This window comes from Streptomyces sp. NPDC020983, assembly GCF_044333485.1.
In the GTDB taxonomy this organism is placed as follows: domain Bacteria; phylum Actinomycetota; class Actinomycetes; order Streptomycetales; family Streptomycetaceae; genus Actinacidiphila.
Genome location: NZ_JBIRRA010000018.1, coordinates 118,699 through 137,580 on the forward strand (window position 1 = coordinate 118,699; position 18,882 = coordinate 137,580).

At 72.8% G+C, this 18,882-nt stretch carries 19 protein-coding genes; 10 read left to right on the plus strand and 9 right to left on the minus strand.

The features are described 5' to 3' along the window. Positions 1-68 precede the first annotated feature (68 nt). Both ACH4SE_RS32290 and ACH4SE_RS32295 read left to right on the plus strand, forming a co-directional pair. Positions 69-854 carry a class I SAM-dependent methyltransferase gene (locus tag ACH4SE_RS32290; RefSeq protein WP_398547091.1) on the plus strand — a complete coding sequence of 262 codons (786 nt, stop codon included), beginning with the start codon at positions 69-71 and terminating at the stop codon, positions 852-854. A gap of 231 nt (positions 855-1,085) precedes the next feature. After that, positions 1,086-1,820, plus strand: a complete 735-nt coding sequence (locus tag ACH4SE_RS32295) for a formylglycine-generating enzyme family protein (RefSeq protein WP_398547092.1) — start codon at positions 1,086-1,088, stop codon at positions 1,818-1,820. A gap of 185 nt (positions 1,821-2,005) precedes the next feature. Here ACH4SE_RS32295 and ACH4SE_RS32300 read toward each other — a convergent pair whose 3' ends face one another. Beyond that, complete coding sequence (locus ACH4SE_RS32300; RefSeq protein ID WP_398547093.1) at positions 2,006-2,584, minus strand: TetR/AcrR family transcriptional regulator; 579 nt, start codon at positions 2,582-2,584, stop codon at positions 2,006-2,008. 91 nt (positions 2,585-2,675) lie between these two features. Here ACH4SE_RS32300 and ACH4SE_RS32305 point away from each other — a divergent pair, with 91 nt between their 5' ends. From ACH4SE_RS32305 to ACH4SE_RS32315, 3 genes are all read left to right on the plus strand, one after another. Then, the gene (locus tag ACH4SE_RS32305; RefSeq protein ID WP_398547094.1) at positions 2,676-3,686 is read left to right on the plus strand and encodes an NADP-dependent oxidoreductase; all 1,011 of its coding nucleotides are present in this window, start codon (positions 2,676-2,678) and stop codon (positions 3,684-3,686) included. A 61-nt stretch (positions 3,687-3,747) separates the two neighbouring features. Beyond that, positions 3,748-4,134, plus strand: a complete 387-nt coding sequence (locus tag ACH4SE_RS32310) for a nuclear transport factor 2 family protein (RefSeq protein WP_398547095.1) — start codon at positions 3,748-3,750, stop codon at positions 4,132-4,134. 138 nt (positions 4,135-4,272) lie between these two features. Further along, positions 4,273-5,007, plus strand: coding sequence for an SDR family oxidoreductase (locus tag ACH4SE_RS32315; protein ID WP_398547096.1), 735 nt, complete (start codon positions 4,273-4,275; stop codon positions 5,005-5,007). Positions 5,008-5,317: 310 nt separating this feature from the next. Here ACH4SE_RS32315 and ACH4SE_RS32320 read toward each other — a convergent pair whose 3' ends face one another. From ACH4SE_RS32320 to ACH4SE_RS32345, 6 genes are all read right to left on the minus strand, one after another. Continuing rightward, complete coding sequence (locus ACH4SE_RS32320; protein ID WP_398547097.1) at positions 5,318-6,190, minus strand: aldo/keto reductase family oxidoreductase; 873 nt, start codon at positions 6,188-6,190, stop codon at positions 5,318-5,320. An 851-nt stretch (positions 6,191-7,041) separates the two neighbouring features. After that, positions 7,042-7,476, minus strand: coding sequence for an ATP-binding protein (locus ACH4SE_RS32325; RefSeq protein ID WP_398547098.1), 435 nt, complete (start codon positions 7,474-7,476; stop codon positions 7,042-7,044). Between the two features lie 335 nt (positions 7,477-7,811). Continuing rightward, the gene (locus tag ACH4SE_RS32330) at positions 7,812-8,153 is read right to left on the minus strand and encodes an STAS domain-containing protein (protein ID WP_398547099.1); all 342 of its coding nucleotides are present in this window, start codon (positions 8,151-8,153) and stop codon (positions 7,812-7,814) included. Positions 8,154-8,312: 159 nt separating this feature from the next. Continuing rightward, positions 8,313-9,503: a PP2C family protein-serine/threonine phosphatase gene (locus ACH4SE_RS32335; RefSeq protein WP_398547121.1), complete on the minus strand. Its 1,191-nt coding sequence runs from the start codon at positions 9,501-9,503 to the stop codon at positions 8,313-8,315. A 704-nt stretch (positions 9,504-10,207) separates the two neighbouring features. After that, positions 10,208-10,777, minus strand: coding sequence for a histidine phosphatase family protein (locus ACH4SE_RS32340; protein ID WP_398547100.1), 570 nt, complete (start codon positions 10,775-10,777; stop codon positions 10,208-10,210). 436 nt (positions 10,778-11,213) lie between these two features. Next, entirely contained in the window at positions 11,214-11,456 is a 243-nt protein-coding gene (locus tag ACH4SE_RS32345) for a hypothetical protein (protein WP_398547101.1), read from the minus strand. Between the two features lie 510 nt (positions 11,457-11,966). Here ACH4SE_RS32345 and ACH4SE_RS32350 point away from each other — a divergent pair. Both ACH4SE_RS32350 and ACH4SE_RS32355 read left to right on the plus strand, forming a co-directional pair. Beyond that, the gene (locus ACH4SE_RS32350) at positions 11,967-12,665 is read left to right on the plus strand and encodes a DUF4230 domain-containing protein (protein WP_398547102.1); all 699 of its coding nucleotides are present in this window, start codon (positions 11,967-11,969) and stop codon (positions 12,663-12,665) included. 235 nt (positions 12,666-12,900) lie between these two features. Then, the gene (locus ACH4SE_RS32355) at positions 12,901-13,680 is read left to right on the plus strand and encodes an SDR family NAD(P)-dependent oxidoreductase (RefSeq protein WP_398547103.1); all 780 of its coding nucleotides are present in this window, start codon (positions 12,901-12,903) and stop codon (positions 13,678-13,680) included. A 446-nt stretch (positions 13,681-14,126) separates the two neighbouring features. On the opposite strand, the gene ACH4SE_RS32360 is transcribed toward ACH4SE_RS32355, so the two are convergent. Further along, positions 14,127-14,831 (minus strand): type 1 glutamine amidotransferase domain-containing protein, encoded by a 705-nt coding sequence (locus tag ACH4SE_RS32360; protein WP_398547104.1) that lies wholly within the window; start codon positions 14,829-14,831, stop codon positions 14,127-14,129. Between the two features lie 97 nt (positions 14,832-14,928). On the opposite strand from ACH4SE_RS32360, the gene ACH4SE_RS32365 reads away from it, so the two are divergent. Beyond that, on the plus strand, positions 14,929-15,846 hold the full coding sequence (locus ACH4SE_RS32365) for a LysR family transcriptional regulator (protein WP_398547105.1): 918 nt from the start codon (positions 14,929-14,931) through the stop codon (positions 15,844-15,846). Between the two features lie 94 nt (positions 15,847-15,940). Here ACH4SE_RS32365 and ACH4SE_RS32370 read toward each other — a convergent pair whose 3' ends face one another. Further along, positions 15,941-16,606, minus strand: coding sequence for a TetR/AcrR family transcriptional regulator (locus ACH4SE_RS32370; RefSeq protein ID WP_398547106.1), 666 nt, complete (start codon positions 16,604-16,606; stop codon positions 15,941-15,943). Positions 16,607-16,780: 174 nt separating this feature from the next. Here ACH4SE_RS32370 and ACH4SE_RS32375 point away from each other — a divergent pair, with 174 nt between their 5' ends. Then, positions 16,781-17,812, plus strand: a complete 1,032-nt coding sequence (locus tag ACH4SE_RS32375; RefSeq protein WP_398547107.1) for a medium chain dehydrogenase/reductase family protein — start codon at positions 16,781-16,783, stop codon at positions 17,810-17,812. A gap of 411 nt (positions 17,813-18,223) precedes the next feature. Continuing rightward, the gene (locus ACH4SE_RS32380; protein ID WP_398547108.1) at positions 18,224-18,637 is read left to right on the plus strand and encodes a hypothetical protein; all 414 of its coding nucleotides are present in this window, start codon (positions 18,224-18,226) and stop codon (positions 18,635-18,637) included. The last annotated feature ends 245 nt before the right edge of the window (positions 18,638-18,882 follow it).

The following is an 18,882-nucleotide window of genomic DNA, read 5'->3' on the forward strand; positions in this document are numbered from 1 at the left end:
CACACCGCCGGAACTGGTCTTCGACCACTCCCGCTCCTATGGTCGGCATCGGTCGAAAGGGGGGCCGGATGGACCGGACCGTACGCACCGTCGAGGACGTTCTCGCGCTCCTGGACGGGCTCTTCGCCTCTGAGTCCGAGGACGGCCGCCTGGCGACGGGCGACGGCAAGGACTTCTGGGACCGCTTCTACGCCGACCGGTCGAGGCCGGTCCCGTTCTTCGTGGCCAAGCCCGACGAGAACCTGGCCGCCTGTCTCGACCAGGGCCTGATCGCTCCCGGCCGGGCCCTGGACCTGGGAAGCGGACCCGGCCGCAACGCCCTGTACCTCGCCTCGCGCGGCTTCACGGTGGACGCCGTCGACCTCTCCCCGGTGGCCGTCGCCTGGGGTGAGGACCGGGCTGAAGCGGCCGGACTCGACGTCCGTTTCCTGTGCGGTGACGCTTTCGCTCTCCCCGCTGCCGAGTTGAGCGGCCCGTACGACCTCGTCGTCGACTCAGGATGCTTCCACCACCTGCCGCCTCACCGCCGGGTCAGCTACCTGGCCCTCCTCGACCGGGTCCTCGCCCCTGGCGGTCACCTCGCGCTCACCAGTTTCGCCGCCGGCGAGGCCGGAATGGGGTCGGAGCTCGGCGACGCCGACCTCTACCGGGCACACCAGTTGCAGGGCGGTCTCGCCTACACCCCCGAATCGCTGCGCTGGATCTTCTCCGACCTGGTCGAGGTGGAACTGCGCCGCATGCGGGAGGAACCCCCTGATTCGGCACTGTTCGGCGCGACCTTCCTGTGGACCGCGTTGTTCCGTCGGGATGCGGCCCCCTCGGGCGACGTTCGCCCTGTCCACGACCGCGCGTAGGCGCTCCTCCCGGGCGTGCGGCGGCCCGCGCGGACGTGAGCGGCGTGGACGGGCCGGGCCGCTGCACGGCAGCGTCGCAGCGCCGGCACGGACACCGCCACGACTCCGGCTCGCCGACTCTGCGCCCACGCCCTAGGCCGAAGGTCGCTTTCCGAGACGGGTCCATCGACCGACGCGTCCACCGCCGTCGAGGTGATCATGTGGGTTGCCGGTCCGAGTCGAGGAGGGTCCATGCGGGCGGAGCAGGTGGATTGGGTCGAGGTCCCGGCCGGGTTGCTGCACCGGGGCACGCCGGCGGAGGAGGTGACGGCAGTGGCCGGCCGCTACGCGGACACCGGAGCGCTGCCGGAGTGGTTCATGAAGGAGTCCCCACGGACGAGGATCCATGTGCCTGCGTTCCGGATCGCTCGTACCCCGGTCACCGTCGGCCGGTGGGCACTCTTCGCGGAGGCCACCGGCGCTCCGGTCCCCCACGGGGCGCAGGACCACCCGGTCATCGGGATCCCCTGGGCGGCGGCGGTCGCCTACTGCCGCTGGCTCGGCGGACGGCTGGGACTCGGTGTGCGGCTGCCCACGGAGGACGAGTGGGAGCGCGCCGCCCGGGGTGACGACGGCCGGGAGTTCCCCTGGGGCGAGGAGTACCGCCCCGGCCTGGCCAACCTGGTGGACCTCGGGATCGGCACCACGACACCGGTCGGTGCGTTTCCCGAGGGCGCCAGTCCGTTCGGCGTGCTCGACATGGCGGGAAACGCCGACGAGTGGACCTCCACCCCTTATGCTCCCTACCCCGGTGCGCCGGCTGAGGTGCCGGCCACCGAGCCCTGGGCCTTCGACCGGCACATCACCCGGGGCGGCGCCTTCCGTCACGATCGGGACCTGGCGCGGTGCGCTCGCCGCCACGGCGCCTACGAGCCGGATCTCGAAGCGATCGGTGTGGGCTTCCGCCTGGCGGCACCGGCTGCGTAGACGCGGACACCGTGCCGTACCGCACGCGGAGTCTCCCAGCGGTGCGTCTGGGCTGTACCAGCAGCGCACGCTCCGCCGTACGCCGGAACGAACCCCCGGACCGCCAGGGGGATGCAGGGCGCCGAGGCCGTCCTCGCGCCGGTGCAAGGGCAGGGCTGCGCCCTCGCACCGCACCCGTCAGAGCCTCAGGGGCGATCCTCACTGACACCGCGGCTCGCCTGCCCGGTCAGGATCGCGCTCGCCACGACAGCGAAGAGGTGATCGGCGAGCGGTGCGAACGAGTCCTGGTCGCCGAGCCATGCGAGGGCGGCGATGAGGGCGAACAGTTCCCTGCCGTCGAGGTCGGCCCGTGCTGCGCCCTCCGCCTGGGCGCGGGTGAGGAGCCGGGTGCCCGCCGCGCGCATGGTGACGCACGAGGCGTGGAGTGCGGATCCGGTGTCCTCGATGGCGGCCGCCATCAGCTCGGTGACCCCCCGGTACTCACGTGCGACCGCGACACAGTCGCGCAGCCACGTGACAAGGGCGTCCTCGGGCGAGTCCGACGCTTCGAGCTCGACCGCCCGTCCCGCCAGCTCGTCGAAGCTTTCGCGGAGCAGGACGTCGAGCAACGCCTCGCGCGTCGGGAAGTGGCGGTAGAGCGTGGGGAGGCTGACGTCGGCCCTCCGGGCGATGTCGCGCAGGGACGCATCGGCGCCCTGTTCCGCGACGACGACGCGCGCGACGGCGAGCAGGTGTTCGCGGTTCTTCCTGGCATCGGCTCGCATGGGCCCTCCTTTGACAAACGTAGCAGTGCTACGTATATTCGTAGCAGCGCTACACTTAGCCTAGCCCCTCCGGGGGAAAGAAGGAGAACCGATGCCGGCGAACACGATGAAGGCGATCCGGCTGCATGAGTTCGGCGGTCCTGAGGTGCTGCGCTGTGACGAAGTGCCGATCCCCGACCTGAAACCGGGCGAGGTGCTCCTTCGGGTTCACGCCGTCGGCCTCAACCCCCCGGACTGGTACCTGCGTGACGGGATGCCCGGCATCCCTCCTGAGCTGAGGCCGCCCGTGAGCTTCCCCGCCGTTCCGGGGTCGGACGTGTCGGGCGTCGTCGCAGCCGTCGCCGCGGACGTGGAGAACTTCTCGGTCGGCGACGAAGTCTTCGGGATGCTCCGTTTCCCGAGCTTCGACGGCCGCGCGTACGCCGAGTACGTGGCGGCACCCGCCGCCGACCTCGCCCGCAAGCCCGCCGGCATCGATCACGTGCACGCCGCGGGGGCGCCCATGTCGGGGCTCACCGCGTGGCAGCACCTGGTCGACCTCGGGCACGACCGTCCGAACCCCCTTCAGGAGGCGCAGCACCGCCCTGTGCCGCTGAGCGCGGGGATGACGGTGCTGGTCAACGGCGCGGCCGGCGGTGTCGGGCACCTTGGGCTGCAGATCGCCAAGTGGAAGGGCGCGCGCGTCATCGCGGTCGCCTCGGGCGTGCACGAGCAGTTCCTGCGCGAGCTCGGCGCGGACGAGTTCATCGACTACACCACGACCCGCCCCGAGGAGGCCGTCCGCGACGCCGACCTGGTGCTCGACACCGTCGGCGGCCCCAGGAGCGGTCGCTTCCTGCAGACGCTCAGGCGCGGCGGCGCGCTGTACTTCGTCTTCGTCGCCGCGTACGACCCGGCTGAGGTCGCGAGGCTGGGCGTCACGACCTCGGGCACCCAGGTGCGCTCGAACGGCCGGCAGCTCCAGGAGCTCGGGCACCTGCTCGACACGGGCGTGCTCCGTGTCGCCATCGACAGCACCTTCCCGCTCGCCGATGCCCGGAAGGCGCACGAACGCGCCGCTCGCGGGCACCTCCAGGGCAAGATCGTGCTCACCGTCGCATGAGGGCGAGCCGTTCGCGGACGCCGCAACGAGAAGCGAGCCGCCACGACGACGGGAGACCTCGATGACAACGGTCAAGGCCGCCATCGACGACCTGTTCAACAACCCACAGCTGTCGGCGGACGAGGCGGTCGCACGGCACTTCGCCCCTTCGTTCCGCCAGCGCGTGGACGGAAGCTGGGACGACCGTCCCGGGTTCCTCGCGCGCGTCGTCCGGCTCCGCGGGACCGTCGCGCACGCCACCGTCACCGTCCTGGACGAGCTCACCGACGGCAACAGCTACGCCGAACGCCACATCGTGGAACTGGTGCGGCGCGACGGAGTCCGGGCTGTCCAGGAGGTGTACGTGTTCGCCGAGCGGGACTCCGACGGCCGCTTCGTCCGGATCGAGGAGACGGCTGTGACGCTGCCGGGCGATCACGCCGGCCGCGGCCCCGCGGGCGAACGGTAGAGGTGTTGCAGCAGTTCATACCGACCCGTGCACCACGCCCGACCACTTCTGTCGTCACCGCCCCGCACCGGGCGCTGCCGATCGAAGACTCTCATCTCACCCCCTCACCCCCTCACCCCCTCACCCAAGGAGCCCTTCATGCCCGTGGCCCTCATCACCGGCGGCACGAGCGGTATCGGCAGAGCGACCGCCGAGCTGCTGCACAAGCGCGGATACCGCGTCGCGGTCACCGGCCAGAACCCCGAGTCGATATCGAGAGCCCGGCGTGAGCTGCCGCAGGACGTGCTCGTCGTCCGCGCCGACGCGCGCGTGATGGCAGACACCGACGCCCTGATCCGGACGGTCCGTGAGCACTTCGGCTCGCTGGACCTGCTGTTCCTCAATGCGGGCGTCTTCCGGCCCGCACCCGTTGCCGAGGTGACCGAAGAGGCTTTCGACGAGTCGGTCGAGGTCAACTTCAAGGGCCAGTTCTTCACTTTGCAGAAGGCACTGCCCCTGCTGGCCGACGGCGGCGCAGTCGTCCTGACCGCCGGAATCGTCGGGGCCGGCCGGGGAGCCCCCGGCGCCACCGTGGTCGCGGCTACCCGCGGGGCGCTGCTGGCGATGCTGCCGACGCTCGCGCTCGAACTGGCTCCACGGGGCATCCGCGTCAACGCCGTCAGCCCTGGATCGACGGAGACCCCGCTGTACGACAAGCTCGGCGTTCCGGCACAGGCGCGAGAGGCCATGAGCGCGGGCATCCCCTTCCAGAGGTTCGCGACGAGCGAGGAGGTGGCCGAGGTCGTGGCCTTCCTCGCATCGGACGCCGCCGGCTACGTCACCGGTCAGGAGGTCACCGTCGCCGGCGGGCTCGGGCTCGGACTCGGAGCCTGAACGTGCCGGGGGCGTCACCGGTCGGCAGGCACGTCGCACCATGACGGCGTGGCGGCTCGGCCGGGGACGGCCGGCCCTGGGCACCGGTCCCCATTGGCTGCCGGTCGGCCGAGCCGCCCCACCCCCGGATCGTCACCCGGAGGTCGTAACAGCGCGACACCGCCGAGCGGTGCGTCGACCGCCTGGCGGGTGGCGAGGCATCGCCACCCGCCACGGGAAGGCCGCCACCGTCCACCTGGCCGGTCTCCGCATCCCGGGCATCCTGGCCCGGTCCGCCCGGCGGTTCTTCCCCGCGGGTGGCCTGCGTTGCTCAGCGGCCGATGCTGTCCAGTTCGGCCACGTCCTCGTCCGAGAGGGAGAGGCCGGCGCCCGCGATGTTCTCGCGCAGGTGGGCGGTGGACGACGTACCGGGGATGAGCAGGATGTTCGGCGAGCGCTGCATCAGCCAGGCCAGCGCGACCGACATCGGCGTCGCCCCCCGTCGGTTCGCGACCCGCGCGAGGGCCTCGGACTGCAGCGGCGTGAAGCCGCCCAGGGGGAAGAACGGCACGTAGGCGATGCCGTCGGCGGCGAGCCGGTCCACGAGGTCGTCGTCGTGGCGGTGGGCGAGGTTGTACATGTTCTGCACGCACACGATCGGCGCGACGCTGCGCGCCTCGGTGACCTGCTCCGCGGTGACATTACTGACACCGAGGTGGCGGATCAGGCCCTCGTTCCGGAGGTCGACGAGCGTCTCGAGCGCTTCGGCGATCGATCCGGGCTGCGGGCCCTGGGCATCGCCCATGCGCATGTTGACCAGGTCGAGGGTCTCGACGCCGAGGGATTCGAGGTTCTCGTGGACCTGCTTGCGCAGATCCTCGGGGCGCCGGGCTGTGGGCCAGCCGCCCTGTGCGTCGCGGGTCGCGCCCACCTTGGTGGCGATGAACAGCGACTCCGGGTAGGGGTGCAGCGCCTCGCGGATCAGCTCATTGGTGATCCGCGGCCCGTAGGCGGCGCTGGTGTCGAGGTGGGTGATTCCGAGGCCGACCGCCTCGCGCAACACGGCCAGGGCACCGTCGTGGTCGGCGGGCGGCCCCATGACCCACGGACCCGCGAGCTGCATCGCGCCGTAACCGAACCGGGTGACAACCGAGTTACCAAGCGTCCAGGTCCCGCCGGGAAGGGATGTGGAGGACGTGTTCATCGTGGTGCCTTTCACTTCGCGCCAGGGGCGGTGTCTCCAGCCCCCTCACATCAGCATTGGAGAGAAACTCTCTGACGGGAAGTAGGTACTTCGAAGTGCGTAACCATCCGGCAGGTGAGAGGCGGGATCGGAGACGGCGACGGCCGGCAGGAAAGCGGAGGCCGAGACGGATGACGACGCATACCCGGCCGTGCGTCCGAGCCGTCGCCTCCTCCACCGGAACTCAGGCACACGGCTCGTCCTGATCCTGTGCGGCGCCGCGCACCCACCGCTGCAGCCACCTCGCGGTCCATGACCACTCGGCCCGCAGCCCACCACCGACAGCGCACGGGCGGCCGGGTGCCTACGAGCACGGTCGCGTCCCGGCGTGTCCCCCGCCCCCGCCGCACAGACCGTCGTCCGTCTGCCCCCGACAGTCGGACCGGGAGCCGGTCGTCGCGGTGCTCCTCGGAGGGAACCAGGCCCGAACAGTGGCCCGGCCGTGGTCCGCCGGGCCGTAACGGGGGTTGGGTGTCCCAGGAGCGTCAGCCCGTGGTGGGTATGCGGGGCTGCTGCGGCTCAGTGGTGCAGCCGCCCTTGCGGCAGTTGATGTTCGAACACGACATGGCCGTGACTCCTCTCCTGACAGTCCGAAGAAAGCGCCGCAGCGGGGGTGATCTCACGCTACACTCACTGTCTTCCCCCAACCGGCCACGTATTCCTCACACTTTTCGCGAGGGGCCACGGACGTGGGGTCACCGGCCGTACCGGCGGCGGCGACGGTCCGGCAGGCGCGCCGGTGCGGCATCTCCCGGCGTCCCGCACACCGTGGGGAGCCCCCTGCCAGGGGCGGTTGTGCGGGCGGTGCGGCTTCAGGCCAGGGACATGACGGCCCGTACGGCCTTGCCCTGCGGTGTGGGGCGGCTGTCCACGCTCGTGCACAGGGCCAGGACGATCTCCAGGCCGTGACGCCCGATGCGATGGGGTGCGCGCGGGTGGAAAGTCGGCGGCTGCACACTGCTGTCACAAACCGTGATGACCAGTTCCACGCCGGTCACCTCCAGCGTCACCTCGCACGGCCCCGGCGCGTGCCGCACCACGTTGGTGACCAGCTCGCTGATCACCAGCAGGGCGTCGCCGCGCCGCCCGGGCTGGATCCGGGGGTCGGCCCAGGCTGCCCGGTCCACGAAGGCGGCGGTGAAGTCCCGGGCCTGCGCGATGGATGGCGGTGCCCCGGAGAAGGTGGTGGTGGCCCGCAGTGTGCCGTCACGAGACACGATTTCTCCCTCGTGGGGCGCTTTGGTCACGACCGCTCCTCTCTCGCGCTCCGCACGCAGTGCGCCGGGGCACACGATGAACCGCCAGGCAGCGATCGTCACAAGAAACTGGTGCCGGGCGCCTTCCCTCCCGCGGTCGATCTAGACACCCCCGGGCCCGGTGCTGTGCAGGCCGGCCCCCGCAGCACCGCGCCGGCCCATGCGCAGGTGCCCTGAGCTGGTACTTCCCGGGGCCGACAGCGACGGGCGGGAAGAGGTGCCCGCAGGGTGCGCGCACCGGGCGGGAGGGTATTCGCGCGGGTGTTCGCCGCTGGTTCCGGCGGCACCTGGCCGTGCCGCTCCGGTGCCCGGCCCGAGCCTTCCGGTCAGTTCAGGCCGGGGCGGGTGCTGCCGGGAGGGGGTGGCCGGAACAGGGACAGGACGCCGCTGAGATACAGGATCCGTTCGACCAGGCCGTGGGCACCGGTGACGCTCAGCGTCCCGCCGTGCTCCTGGGCGCGCTCGTAGCAGGTCAGCAGCACCCGGACACCGGTGGAGTCCATGAACGTCACCCCGGACAGGTCCGCCACCACGTGCGTGCCCCACGGCGCGCCGGCTTCCTGGACGGCCCGGAACAGCTGGGGCGAGGAGTCGAGGTCGACCTCACCGGTCAGGGTCACGGTCAGTATGCCGTCGCTGTAGGCGACCTGGACGTCAAGTCTGGCCATGTCGTCTCGCTCCACGCCTGCCCCCTGCTGTGTCTGGCTCCGGCCCGGATGCCGGGAGCACCGGCGCTGCGATGCCGGCAGCCGAGTGTAGAGATCGCACAGCCGGTGCGGGGCGGCGGGGCGGCCACCGCACCGGGCGCCGCCCCTCGGCTGTGCCGGTCAGGACGCGGGGTGCCACTCGACGGCCATCACGACAGCGTCGTCGCGCAGCTGGTGGTCGTGGTGCTCCAGGATGGCGTGCAGCAGGCGGCGGGTGGCCTCCGGCGAGGGCTCACCCGCGGCGGTGGCCTTGACGACGAAGTCGATCAGGCGTTGCTCGCCGAAGACCTCGCCGCCGGCCGAGCGGGCCTCCGTGATGCCGTCGGTGTAGAGCAGGACGCGGTCACCCGGCTGCAGCGACGCGCGGTGGACGGGGCGCTCACGCGGGAAGCGCGGGCCCAGGCCCAGGGGAAGCACCGGCGGGCGTTCCAGGGCTCCGCGCACGGCGCTGCCCTCGCGGATGAGGAGCGGGGGCAGGTGGCCGCAGTTGATCCACTCCAGTGTGCCGGCGGACAGGTCGAGATCGGCGAAGATGCCGGTGAGCATCCGCCCGGGCACCCACCGGTTCAGTTCCTCGTCGATGCTGGTGACGATGTCGGCCAGGGTGCCGCCGGCGCGGCGGGCGGCCCGGCCCCCGGCCAGGGCCACTGCCGACGACAGGCCCGAGGCGAGGTCGTGGCCCATGGCGTCCACCACGGTCAGGTGCAGCCGGTCCTCGGTCAGGGTGTGGTCGAAGGCGTCGCCCGCGAGCTGGTAGGCCGGTTCCAGCAGCGCGGTGGAGGTCACCTGGCCGTTGCCGATCGTCGTCGGTGGCAGGAAGGCCCACACCATCTCGGCGGCCACCCGCATGGGCCTGCTCCTCGTGACCCGGGCCAGCTCGTCGCTGAAGGCCGCCTGCGAGCCCACCAGCAGACCGGTCGCCGAGGCCAGCGCCCGGCAGTCCTCGGTCACCTCCGCGGTGACCTCACGCAACCCCGTCCACAGCACCCCGACGCGTGCGGAACCGTTCAGGATCGGCAGCCACAACCCCGGCCCGCCCTCCTCGGACGTCTGCACGGTCATCGTGCGGTAGGCCCGCCCGGCAAGGGTGCCCTCGATCGTCACCGGACCGGCAGGCTCACCTCCGGCCCCCCGGCTGCCCGGCAGCGGCACCAGATCACGCTGCTGCAGATCAGCCAGATAGACCACCGCCGACGCCGCACCCATGGTGCCGGCCGCCCGCGACACCAGATCCGGCAACCGGCCCGGATCACAGGTGTGGGCCTGCTCCAGCAGACCTCTCATCGCCTTCGCGAAGGCGGAATCCTCCATGCCTGTCACGAACCCGCCTTCCCCCCGCCCTCAGCCACGCGAACCGTTCACGCGCAGCCGAGCATAAGGCCGTCGGCCGCGACGCGCCCGGTCGGCGCGGCCGCCGGTAGCCCGGTCGGCGCGCCGGTGCCGATGTCCCGTTCGTGGCGCTTTGCCGGCCCGGCTTCCGGCCTCTCCCGGCCGGCTCCCGTTGGGTGTCCGCCGACCCCGCGAAGTCCCCGTGCCGCCACGGCGGCCGTAGGGCGCGGCCACCACCCCGGTACGGCCGTCCCGGTGGACCGCCCGGGCGCGGTTCGGCCATGGGGGCCTTGCCCTGCCCGCGGTATCGGCGGGGGCCGATGCCGCAGGGATGCGTGGTCGGCACCTGGCGGGCGCCCGCAGGGACGTCACCACTGCGGTCACGATCGGTGAGCGGCGGGCGCGCATCGGTGGGCGCCGGGCCGGCCCCCCGTTCCGCCTGCCGGTCGGAGAGCGCGAGGAGGAGCGCCCGCAGCGCTCCGGGGCCGGGCGCCGGGAGGAGGGCCGGCACCGGGATGCGGCGGCACGGCGCGAGATGCGGCGCCGGGAGAAGGGGGACTCGGGTGACGTCAGGCCCCGGGGCGGCCCGGCCGGAGGCCGGGCGAGGGGCGGCATGAGGCCGTGCAGGGCGAACGTCGCGTGACGCGGTGGCAGGTACGTCCCGGACGGGATGCGGACGGTCGCCGCTACAGCACGTTCCACCCGAGCACGACGGGCAGCCCGTGTTCGTAACCCAGCGTGTTGATCGTCCCCGGATGCGGGTGCCCGAACTGCCGCGCGGCCGACGCGTCGAGCCCGAGCCAGCGCGCGGTGAGGATGCGTGACAGGTGGCCGTGTGCGACGACGGCCACGTCACCCTTGTCCAGCAGCGGCCGGATCCGGCCGAGGAACGCGTCGGCCCGCGAGGTCACGTGACCGAGGTCCTCGCCTGCGTCCACGCCGTCACGCCACAGCTCCCAGCCCGGCTTGAGCTCCTGGATCTGCTCGGCGGTCAGCCCCTCGTAGCGGCCGTAGTCCCACTCGGTGAGGTGGGCGTCGGTTTCCGCGCCGCTCAGCCCCGCCAGCTCGGCCGTCCGCACGGCGCGTGTCAGCGGGCTGCTGTGGACGGCGACGAACTCCCGTCCGGCCAGTCGAGGTGCGAGCGCACGTGCCGCAGCCTCCCCCGCCTCGGTCAGCGGCAGGTCGGTGCGGCCGGCGTGCCGGCCGGTGCGGCTCCACGCGGTCTCACCGTGCCTGATCAACAGCAACTCGCCCATGGCCGAGGAACATATCCCACACCGCACGCGGGACGAACGTTGCTCGATGCGTCACCGGCCGCGGCGGCCGGGGGGATCCACCGGTGACGCGGTCTCTCCAAACCGGCGCGGGAAGTGCGGCGTCCAGGCAGCCGGCCATGTGACTCCGCCGGTCGCACTGATCACCGTGACGCATCTTTGATCGCCCGGAAGGTGCCGCCACCCAGCGTGAACATGCGCGCGCCGGCCTGCGCCTCGGCCGGAACGGGCAGGGCACGGGCTCGCCGCGATCCGGGGCGGGGCCGGGAAGGACGCCCAAGCCGGGCGAAGGCCTGGGGGGCCAGGTCGTGCAGGGGTGTCGCCCGGAGGATCACATGGGTGAGGTCCGGACGTGAAGGCCGGGTCCGGCGGTTCGGGTTCCCCGGAGGGGCCGAACGGGCGGTGGCCGCACCGTTGTTCAGGAGGAGCGCGGGTGTCCGCCGTCGCCTTCGATGACGGTGCGGTGCTCTTCGCCCTCCCCTGTCACGTCCGTGATGGTGACGTCGACCGTGCCGTCGCCGGTGGTGTCGAACTGGTACAGGTCGGCCTTCCCGTCGCCGGTGGTATCGGTCATCCACACGTCCGGCTTTCCGTCACCGTTGGTGTCGGCGCTGAGCAGCAGGTGGTCTTCTTCTGCGGTGGTGGCTGTCTCTTCAGTCATGCCTGCCCGGCTTCCCGGCGCGATCGGCCACAAACTGCCGCCGGCCGACGCGCACTTCTGCCGAGCCGAGACGAGCCCGCCCGGCTTGCTGCCCGCACACCGGTGCGTCCCCCGGCGGAGCGCTGCCCGGCCGTCCAGGGCGGGCGAGGCGCCACTGGACGGACGCTGTCGGCCGCCCCTTCGGCGACCCCGGTCACGCGGACGCCGGGGCGTCCGGCCCCGGGATCCTTAGGACATCGGCGGAGAAGGTCCCCGGGGCGCCGCGGACGACACGGCAACCGAAGCGGCATCCCTGCAACGAACCGACCCCGGTTCTCAGGTTCTGCGTGAGAGCGGAGGCAGGGCCCAGGGGGGTTCCCGCCCGCGCGTCCCACGAGGGCCCATACGCGCCGGCGTGGGGCCGGTGGACAACAACGCATATGCCGGAAAGGGCCGTTGCACGGAATCCCCGGGGGATCCGGCCATCTTCGGGCGCGCGGCGGGCACACGGACCGACAAGGAGGTAATGTCATGAACGCAGAAAACGTGGTGAGCCGCACCCCGTGGTGGGCGCGTGCCGTCATCGCGCTGGCGGGGCTGATGGTGCTGGTCCTCCTGCTCGGCGGGCTGCACCTGCTGCCGGGACTGCCCAACCCGTTCGCCGAACGGACCAACGACCGCAGCGGGCCGGTCCTGCTGAAGTCGATCCAGGACATGAGCCGCTACGAAGGTGCGAGCGGCAACTTCGAGGTCGTCGTGGACCTCCAGAAGGACGCCAAGTACCTGCCGGACATCGTGCACGGCGAGCGGACCCTGTACGTGGGCGCGGGCAGCGTGGACGCGTACGTCGACCTGGGCTCGCTGAAGTCCGACGCCGTGACGGTCAGCGACGACCGCAAGTCGACGGCGATCCGGCTGCCGCACGCGGCGCTGGAGCGGACGAACCTCGACCCCGAGCGCTCCTACGTCGTCTCGCAGAAGCGCGGGCTGTTCGACCGCGTCGGCGACTTCTTCGGCAGCGACACCGGCAACGCACAGAAGCTCAGCATCCTGGCCGCGAAGAAGATCCAGGACGCGGCCAAGAAGACGGAGCTGACGGCACGGGCCGAGGCCAACACCCGGTCCATGCTTCAGGGCATGCTCACGTCCCTCGGCTTCACCGACATCAGCATCAGCTTCGGTCCCCCGCCGCAGCCTTCGCACTCGGCGCCGGCGTCCCCGTCCTCCTGACCCGCCCGGTGGCGGCCTCCCCGCCGGCGAGCGTCCGGGGAATCCGCCGGCCCTGCCCAGCCGCACGGAACGTGCCCGCACCACCGCCCCGGCCCGCACTCCACCTCCGGCACCGGCCGACCGTCCGCCAGGTCCCCTCGGGTCCGAGCGCCCCCGGCGGCCCACGGCGGCAGCTCCTCCGGATCCGCGCTGCCCCAGCCACCGCCGCCAGGGGCTCGCCGTCTAGGGTGCGAGCATGACCTCGCAGACCTACCTCTCCGAACTGTTCTCGCTGGACGGACGGACCGCCGTGGTGACCGGCGGCAGTTCCGGCATCGGCCGTGCCATCGCCGGAGCCCTCGCGCGTGCGGGGGCCGGCGTCGTGGTCGTGGCACGCAAGGAGGCGGAGCTGGTCGCGACGGTGGACGAACTGGCTGCCGACGGATGCCGGGCGGCCTGGGTGAGCGCCGACCTGAGCACTCGCGAGGGCGTGCGCGCGGCGGCCGAGGAAGCGGCAGGAGCATTCGGGGAGCCCGACATCCTCGTCAACTCCGCCGGGGTCAACCTGCGGCCCCCGATGGGCGAGCTGGGCGAGGAGGTGTGGGACACCACGATGGCGGTGAACCTTGAGGCGCCCTACCTGCTGGGACAGCGTTTCGGGCCCGGCATGGCCGAACGGGGCTTCGGCCGGATCGTCCACATCTCCTCCCAGCAGGCGCACAGGGCGTTCGTCCAGAGCGGCGCCTACGGCGTGTCCAAAGGAGCGCTGGAGTCGCTCGCCCGTTCGCAGGCGGAGGCCTGGTCGCCGTACGGTGTCACCTGCAACACCCTTGTCCCAGGGTTCGTCATGACGCCGCTCAACGCGCGGCTGTCGTCCGATCCTGACAGGGTCGCGGCCCTGGCTGCCCGCACGATGGTCGGGCGCAACGGTCTGGCCGAGGACTTCGCGGGCGCAGCGGTGTTCCTCGCGAGCCGCGCCTCCGCCTATGTCACAGGACAGGCCATCTTCGTCGACGGCGGATTCTCCGTTCACTGAGCTGAGGACTCCCGGGCCTGAGGCGGCGTCACCCCCCGTCGCCGACCTGGGCGGGTGCGGCGCGGGCTGTGGCGAGCGCGCGGTCGAGGCCCCTGTGCGAGCGAGCCCGTGCGGGGGTGGGCACAGGCGTTCCGGCAGCCTTTGCGGATCCGCCCGGTGCGGCCGATTCGGCGAGCTCCTCAACGGCCCCGGCGTTGGTCCCGTCCTCGACTGCGCCCATTCCTCGGACCTCCGCATGCCCACCGGAACGGCACCGGTCCACCAGTCCCGGGCGCCACTCCCCCGCCACGGGAGCGTGAACGGCCGGGTCATCCGCCGGGCCGCCCGGCAGCCCTCAGCAGGGCGGGGGCTGCTGCAACGGGCGGCCGGCGGCCGCGAAAGCCTGCCCGCGTCCGGTCGCGCCGTTCACGCTCCTCCGTCTGCGCGCACGGCCGGACAGGCGGCGTTCAGGCGTCCTGCAGGGCCGCAAGGACTTCCTTCGCCGTGGTCACGCTGGACTGCGGGTTCTGTCCGGTGATCAGGTTGCCGTCGACGACGACGGTGTCCGACCACGGAGCACCCGCGCGAAAGTGCGCGCCGCGCTCACCGAGGCGGTCCTCGACGAGCCAGGGTGCGGCGTCACCGAGGCCGCCCTGGCGCTCCTCGTCGTTGGTGAAGCCGGTGAGGCTGCGGCCGGCGAACAGGAAAGTCCCGGCGGCGTCGGTCGCGCTGAGCAGGGCGGCGACGCCGTGGCACAGCGCGGCCACGGTCCGGCCGTGCCGGTCGGCCTCGCCGAGCAGCGCTCCCAGCGCGGGGTTGTCGGCCAGGTCAGCCATCGGGGCGTGACCCCCCGGCAGGTAGAACGCGTCGTAGTCGGCAGCCTGGACCGAGCCCAGGTCGAGGGGCGCGTCGAGGGTGGCGGAGATCGACTCGAGGTAGGCGCGGAACCGGGCGCCGTCGGCGGCCTGCACGCCGCCGCGTTCGTCCAGCGAGAGCGGATCGACGGTCGGGCGGGCCCCGGCCGGGGTGGCGATGTCCACCTGGTGGCCGGCTTCGACGAGCACCTCGTGGGAGGCGGCCACCTCCTCCGCCCAGTAGCCGGTGGGGTGAGCGCTGCCGTCGGCCAGCGCCAGGGTGTCTGCGGCCGAGACGATCATCAGGATCTTCGCCATGGTGGTTCTCTCCGTGCTCAGGTACGTCGGGACGCCCTCCACTTTCCATCAACATCCTGTTGCCATCCGGAATCATCCATAAGTTTTCTTATGTAAAATGGCTTGCGTGAGCGACCTCGATCTGCTGGCCGGCTTCCTGGAGATCTACCGTCGCGGTTCGCTGACCGCCGCTGCCGCCGCCCTCGGCCTGTCCCAGCCCGCCGTGAGCGGGCAACTGGCCCGGCTCGAGGACCAGATGGGCACGGTGCTCTTCGAACGTTCCCGGCGCGGGGCCGTTCCGACGCAGCAGGCACACGAGCTCGCCCGGCGCGTCGCCGCTCCCCTGGACCAGTTGCGCGGCGCCCTGGACGAGGACGCCGACGGCCGGGCCCGTGGCGGCACGGTCCGGCTCGGCGCGGCGGGCGAGCTGACCGCTTCCCGGCTGGTCCCGGCACTGGCCCCCCTGGTCAGCGGCGGCCTGCGCCTGGACATCACGCTGGGGCTGGCCGAGGACCTGCTCACCGCCCTCGCCGACGGGCGGTCGGACCTGGTGGTGTCCTCCGTCCGGCCCCCGGCCGACCGCCGGGGCCTGACCGCCATGCCGTTCGTCGACGAGGAGTTCGTCCTGGTGGCGACCCCCACGACCGCCCGCTCGATCGACCGCGCCCGTCTGGCCGAGGACCCTGCGGCCGCCCTGGCCCATCTGCCGATCGTGGCCTACAGCCACGAACTGCCCATCGTCCGCCGTTACTGGCGCAGCGAATTCGGCCGACGGCCGCCCAACCCGGTCTCGATGACCGTGCCGGACCTGCGGGCCGTGCTGGCCGCGGTCGTCGCCGGCGCCGGCATCTCCGTGCTGCCCCGCTACCTGGCCGGCCCCGCCCTGGCGGCCGGCTCGCTGGAACTGCTGCATCACACGCAGGTCCAGCCGCTCAACACGCTGTACCTCGTCACCCCCTCGGGACCGCCGCCGGGGCCCGTGGCCCTGGTGCTGCGTCAGCTGCGCCGGCAGGCCCGAACCTGGGGACCCCTGTGAACGGAGCCGTCCGCCCGGGGGCTGGGGGACGGCACCGGCAGGGCGGGGCCCGAGCCGCGGCGCGGCCGGGAGCGCGGCCGCCGCGGCGGGGCGCTCACGCGGTCAGGTGGCGCAGTTCGCTCTCGTACAGTTCGGCCGGGTCGAACCCCATGCCGGTGAAGTGACCTGCCAGCTCCAGGGAGAGGACACCGTGCAGACGGGTCCACACGAGCAGGGCGCGGCGCAGGGCGGCCGGCGTCGCGGGATGGTCGGCGGCCCACTGGCGGTGTCCGGCCAGGTGGGCTTCCAGGCGTTCGCCGGGGCGGTCGCCGTCCGGGTCCGGCACGGCCGCACCGGCCGCCTGGGCGGCATCGAGGAGGGCGTCCATGATCTGTGAGGCGATCACCGTGATGTCGTCCGGTGCGTGGTAGCCGGGGACGGGCGTGCCGTAGACGAGGAAGTAGCGCTGCGGGTCCTCCAGCGCCCAGGTGCGCAGTGCGCGTCCCAGGGCGGCCAGGTCGGCACCCGCCGCGGCGGCGGCGCCGATGGCGTCGGCGAGGCTGCGGTAGGCGTCGCGGATCAGTTCGGTGATCAGCTCGTCCCGGCCGGCGAAGTAGCGGTAGAGGGCGGGGCCGCTCATGCCCATCTGCTTGGCGATGGCGTTGAGGGACAGGCCGGGCGCTCCCGCGGTGGCGATCTGCTCCCAGGCGCGTTCCTTGATCTCGGCGCGCAACTGGGCGCGGTAGCGCTCGCGCGGAGTTTCCCTGCCCGCGACTGCCATGGGCTCGTTCCTTCCCTGCCGTGCCCGTCGGCCCGAGGGCCGGCGGGCGGCCGGCCGCACGCTCTGAGTTAGAGCCTCTTGCGAAGACGTTTGACTGTCACAGCATAGGCGAGTTATAACTTCTAACGAACGCGCTACCAGCTAACGGAGCTGGTGGGATCGAAGGAGGTCGTCATGGACGCCGCAGCGATGGTCGAGGTCGTACTGCCGGGCAAGGTCGAACCGGAAGGGCTCGAGATACGCCGGAGCGCCGTTCCGGTCCCGGGGCCCGGCCAGGTCGTGGTCCGCATGGAAGCGACCGGTGTCTCCTTCGCCGAGCAGCAGATGCGCCGCGGTCGCTACTACGACCAGCCGCCCTTCCCCTTCGTCCCCGGCTACGACGTGGTGGGCACCGTTTCGGCGGCCGGCGGCGGTGTCGGCCCGGGCCTGGTCGGGACCCGGGTGGCCGCGCTGCTCAAGGTCGGCGGCTGGGCCAGCCACGTGGTCGTCGACGCCGCCGACGTGGTGCCGGTCCCGGACGGGATCGGCGCGGCGCAGGCGGAGACGGTGGTGGTCAACGGCATCACGGCCTGGCAGATGCTGCACCGCAGGGCCCACGTCCGCGCCGGGCAGACCGTCCTGGTGCACGGCGCGAACGGAGGGGTCGGCTCCGTCCTGGTCCAGCTCGCCCGAGCCGCCGGCGCGAGGGTGATCGGCACCGCTTCCGCACGCCACCACCCCGCTCTGCGGGAACGAGGCGTGATCCCCGTCGACTACCGCACCGAGGACGTCCCCGCCCGCGTCCGCCTGCTCGCCCCGCGAGGCGTGGACGCCGTCTTCGACCACGTCGGCGGCCGCAGCGCCGTCGACTCCTGGGGCCTGCTCGCGCCCGGCGGCACCCTCGTCTCCTACGGCAGCGCCTCCACCCGCGACGACGAGGGCTCCAAGCAGTGGCCCGTCCTCAAGCTGCTGGGCCGGGTATGGCTGTGGAACACCCTGCCCAACCGCCGCCACGCCTGCTTCTACAACGTCTGGGGCGGCCGCGCCCTGAACCCGCGCCGCTTCCGGGCCCGGCTGCGCACCGACCTCACCCACGTCCTCGAAGCCCTGCGCCGCGGCGAGATCACCGCCCAGATCGCCGCCGAACTGCCCCTCACCCAGGTCGCCGAGGCCATGCGGCTGGCCGAATCCGGCACCGTCGCCGGAAAGGTCGTCCTGCGTGCCTGACGCAGACCGCGCACACCGCTCCTCTTCCCCCGCACCACGTGCACCGGTCCGCCCTGCCGGCGGACGCGCCAGGAAGGGGGCTCGGCGCCAGGGCCCGGACGCCACAGACGCCGGGCGCGGCGCGCGCGGACGAAGGCGGTGACCGTTCCCGCCGGTGGCCGTCGCGTGCGTGGCGGCGCCCCGGGCGGCCTGTTGCCGGTCGCTCCCCCGCCGCCGCCTTCGACCTCGCCGGCACGGTGCGGGCGGGCCTCCACGGCTTCTGCGCGCACCCGGACCCTTCCGGCCCGGTAGCGACGTCGACGTCGAGGACGCGTGTACTCGGCCCCCGCTGGTACGGCCGAGGCGGAGCAGGGCTCCCGAAGTGATCGATACCGCGGCTGCGGGGTACCCGAAGAACACGACACCCGGCAGATGAGGCAGACGATGAACCACCGCACGGAAAGCGACCGGACGACCGACCGGTCCCCCAGGCCGACGGACACCCGCCGGCGGACGGCGGCCCACCCGGGCCACGACCCGCGGGCGGCCACCGGCAACGGCATCGGCAGCGACCCCACCCGCGAGACCGCCCCGGCCGGCACCGACCCCGCCGGCGGCCCCGGCATCGCACCGGCCTCCGAGGACGGCCGGCGGGACGGCCGGCGGGACGACCGGCCCCGTGAGGCCGCAGGCTACGACGCGGAGGAGGCCACCGTGGGCGGCCCCGACCGGCACAACGCCACCGAGACCGACCCCTCCGCCACAGCCACACCCCCCGGCCGCAAGGCCGCCGCACGCCCGGCGGACGGCCACGCCCGTCCGGACACGCCACCGGCTGCTTACTGAGCGGCCCGCGGCGGCAGGCGGGTGGGACGGCGGAGCCGCGCCACCTCGTACGTTCCTCCGGAAGCACCCGGAGTGGCACGCCGGGGACTTCCTCCACCCGCCCCCCTGGGCCCTCACCGTCTCCCGACCGGGACGTGCGGCGGACGAGGTGATCGGCTGACACTGCCGGAGCAGCCGTCCGCCGTCACCGGACGCGCGTCCGCACCGGGAGACCGGGACCGGGGCGCGCCGGGGCGCGGCATCAG

Bases quoted from the DNA above. Each gene is read 5' to 3' on its own strand.
- ACH4SE_RS32290 (WP_398547091.1), top strand. From the start codon at position 69: ATGGACCGGACCGTACGCACCGTCGAGGACGTTCTCGCGCTCCTGGAC.
- ACH4SE_RS32295 (WP_398547092.1), top strand. From the start codon at position 1,086: ATGCGGGCGGAGCAGGTGGATTGGGTCGAGGTCCCGGCCGGGTTGCTG.
- ACH4SE_RS32300 (WP_398547093.1), bottom strand. From the start codon at position 2,584: ATGCGAGCCGATGCCAGGAAGAACCGCGAACACCTGCTCGCCGTCGCG.
- ACH4SE_RS32305 (WP_398547094.1), top strand. From the start codon at position 2,676: ATGCCGGCGAACACGATGAAGGCGATCCGGCTGCATGAGTTCGGCGGT.
- ACH4SE_RS32310 (WP_398547095.1), top strand. From the start codon at position 3,748: ATGACAACGGTCAAGGCCGCCATCGACGACCTGTTCAACAACCCACAG.
- ACH4SE_RS32315 (WP_398547096.1), top strand. From the start codon at position 4,273: ATGCCCGTGGCCCTCATCACCGGCGGCACGAGCGGTATCGGCAGAGCG.
- ACH4SE_RS32320 (WP_398547097.1), bottom strand. From the start codon at position 6,190: ATGAACACGTCCTCCACATCCCTTCCCGGCGGGACCTGGACGCTTGGT.
- ACH4SE_RS32330 (WP_398547099.1), bottom strand. From the start codon at position 8,153: ATGGCCAGACTTGACGTCCAGGTCGCCTACAGCGACGGCATACTGACC.
- ACH4SE_RS32335 (WP_398547121.1), bottom strand. From the start codon at position 9,503: ATGGAGGATTCCGCCTTCGCGAAGGCGATGAGAGGTCTGCTGGAGCAG.
- ACH4SE_RS32340 (WP_398547100.1), bottom strand. From the start codon at position 10,777: ATGGGCGAGTTGCTGTTGATCAGGCACGGTGAGACCGCGTGGAGCCGC.
- ACH4SE_RS32345 (WP_398547101.1), bottom strand. From the start codon at position 11,456: ATGACTGAAGAGACAGCCACCACCGCAGAAGAAGACCACCTGCTGCTC.
- ACH4SE_RS32350 (WP_398547102.1), top strand. From the start codon at position 11,967: ATGAACGCAGAAAACGTGGTGAGCCGCACCCCGTGGTGGGCGCGTGCC.
- ACH4SE_RS32355 (WP_398547103.1), top strand. From the start codon at position 12,901: ATGACCTCGCAGACCTACCTCTCCGAACTGTTCTCGCTGGACGGACGG.
- ACH4SE_RS32360 (WP_398547104.1), bottom strand. From the start codon at position 14,831: ATGGCGAAGATCCTGATGATCGTCTCGGCCGCAGACACCCTGGCGCTG.
- ACH4SE_RS32365 (WP_398547105.1), top strand. From the start codon at position 14,929: ATGGCTTGCGTGAGCGACCTCGATCTGCTGGCCGGCTTCCTGGAGATC.
- ACH4SE_RS32370 (WP_398547106.1), bottom strand. From the start codon at position 16,606: ATGGCAGTCGCGGGCAGGGAAACTCCGCGCGAGCGCTACCGCGCCCAG.
- ACH4SE_RS32375 (WP_398547107.1), top strand. From the start codon at position 16,781: ATGGACGCCGCAGCGATGGTCGAGGTCGTACTGCCGGGCAAGGTCGAA.
- ACH4SE_RS32380 (WP_398547108.1), top strand. From the start codon at position 18,224: ATGAGGCAGACGATGAACCACCGCACGGAAAGCGACCGGACGACCGAC.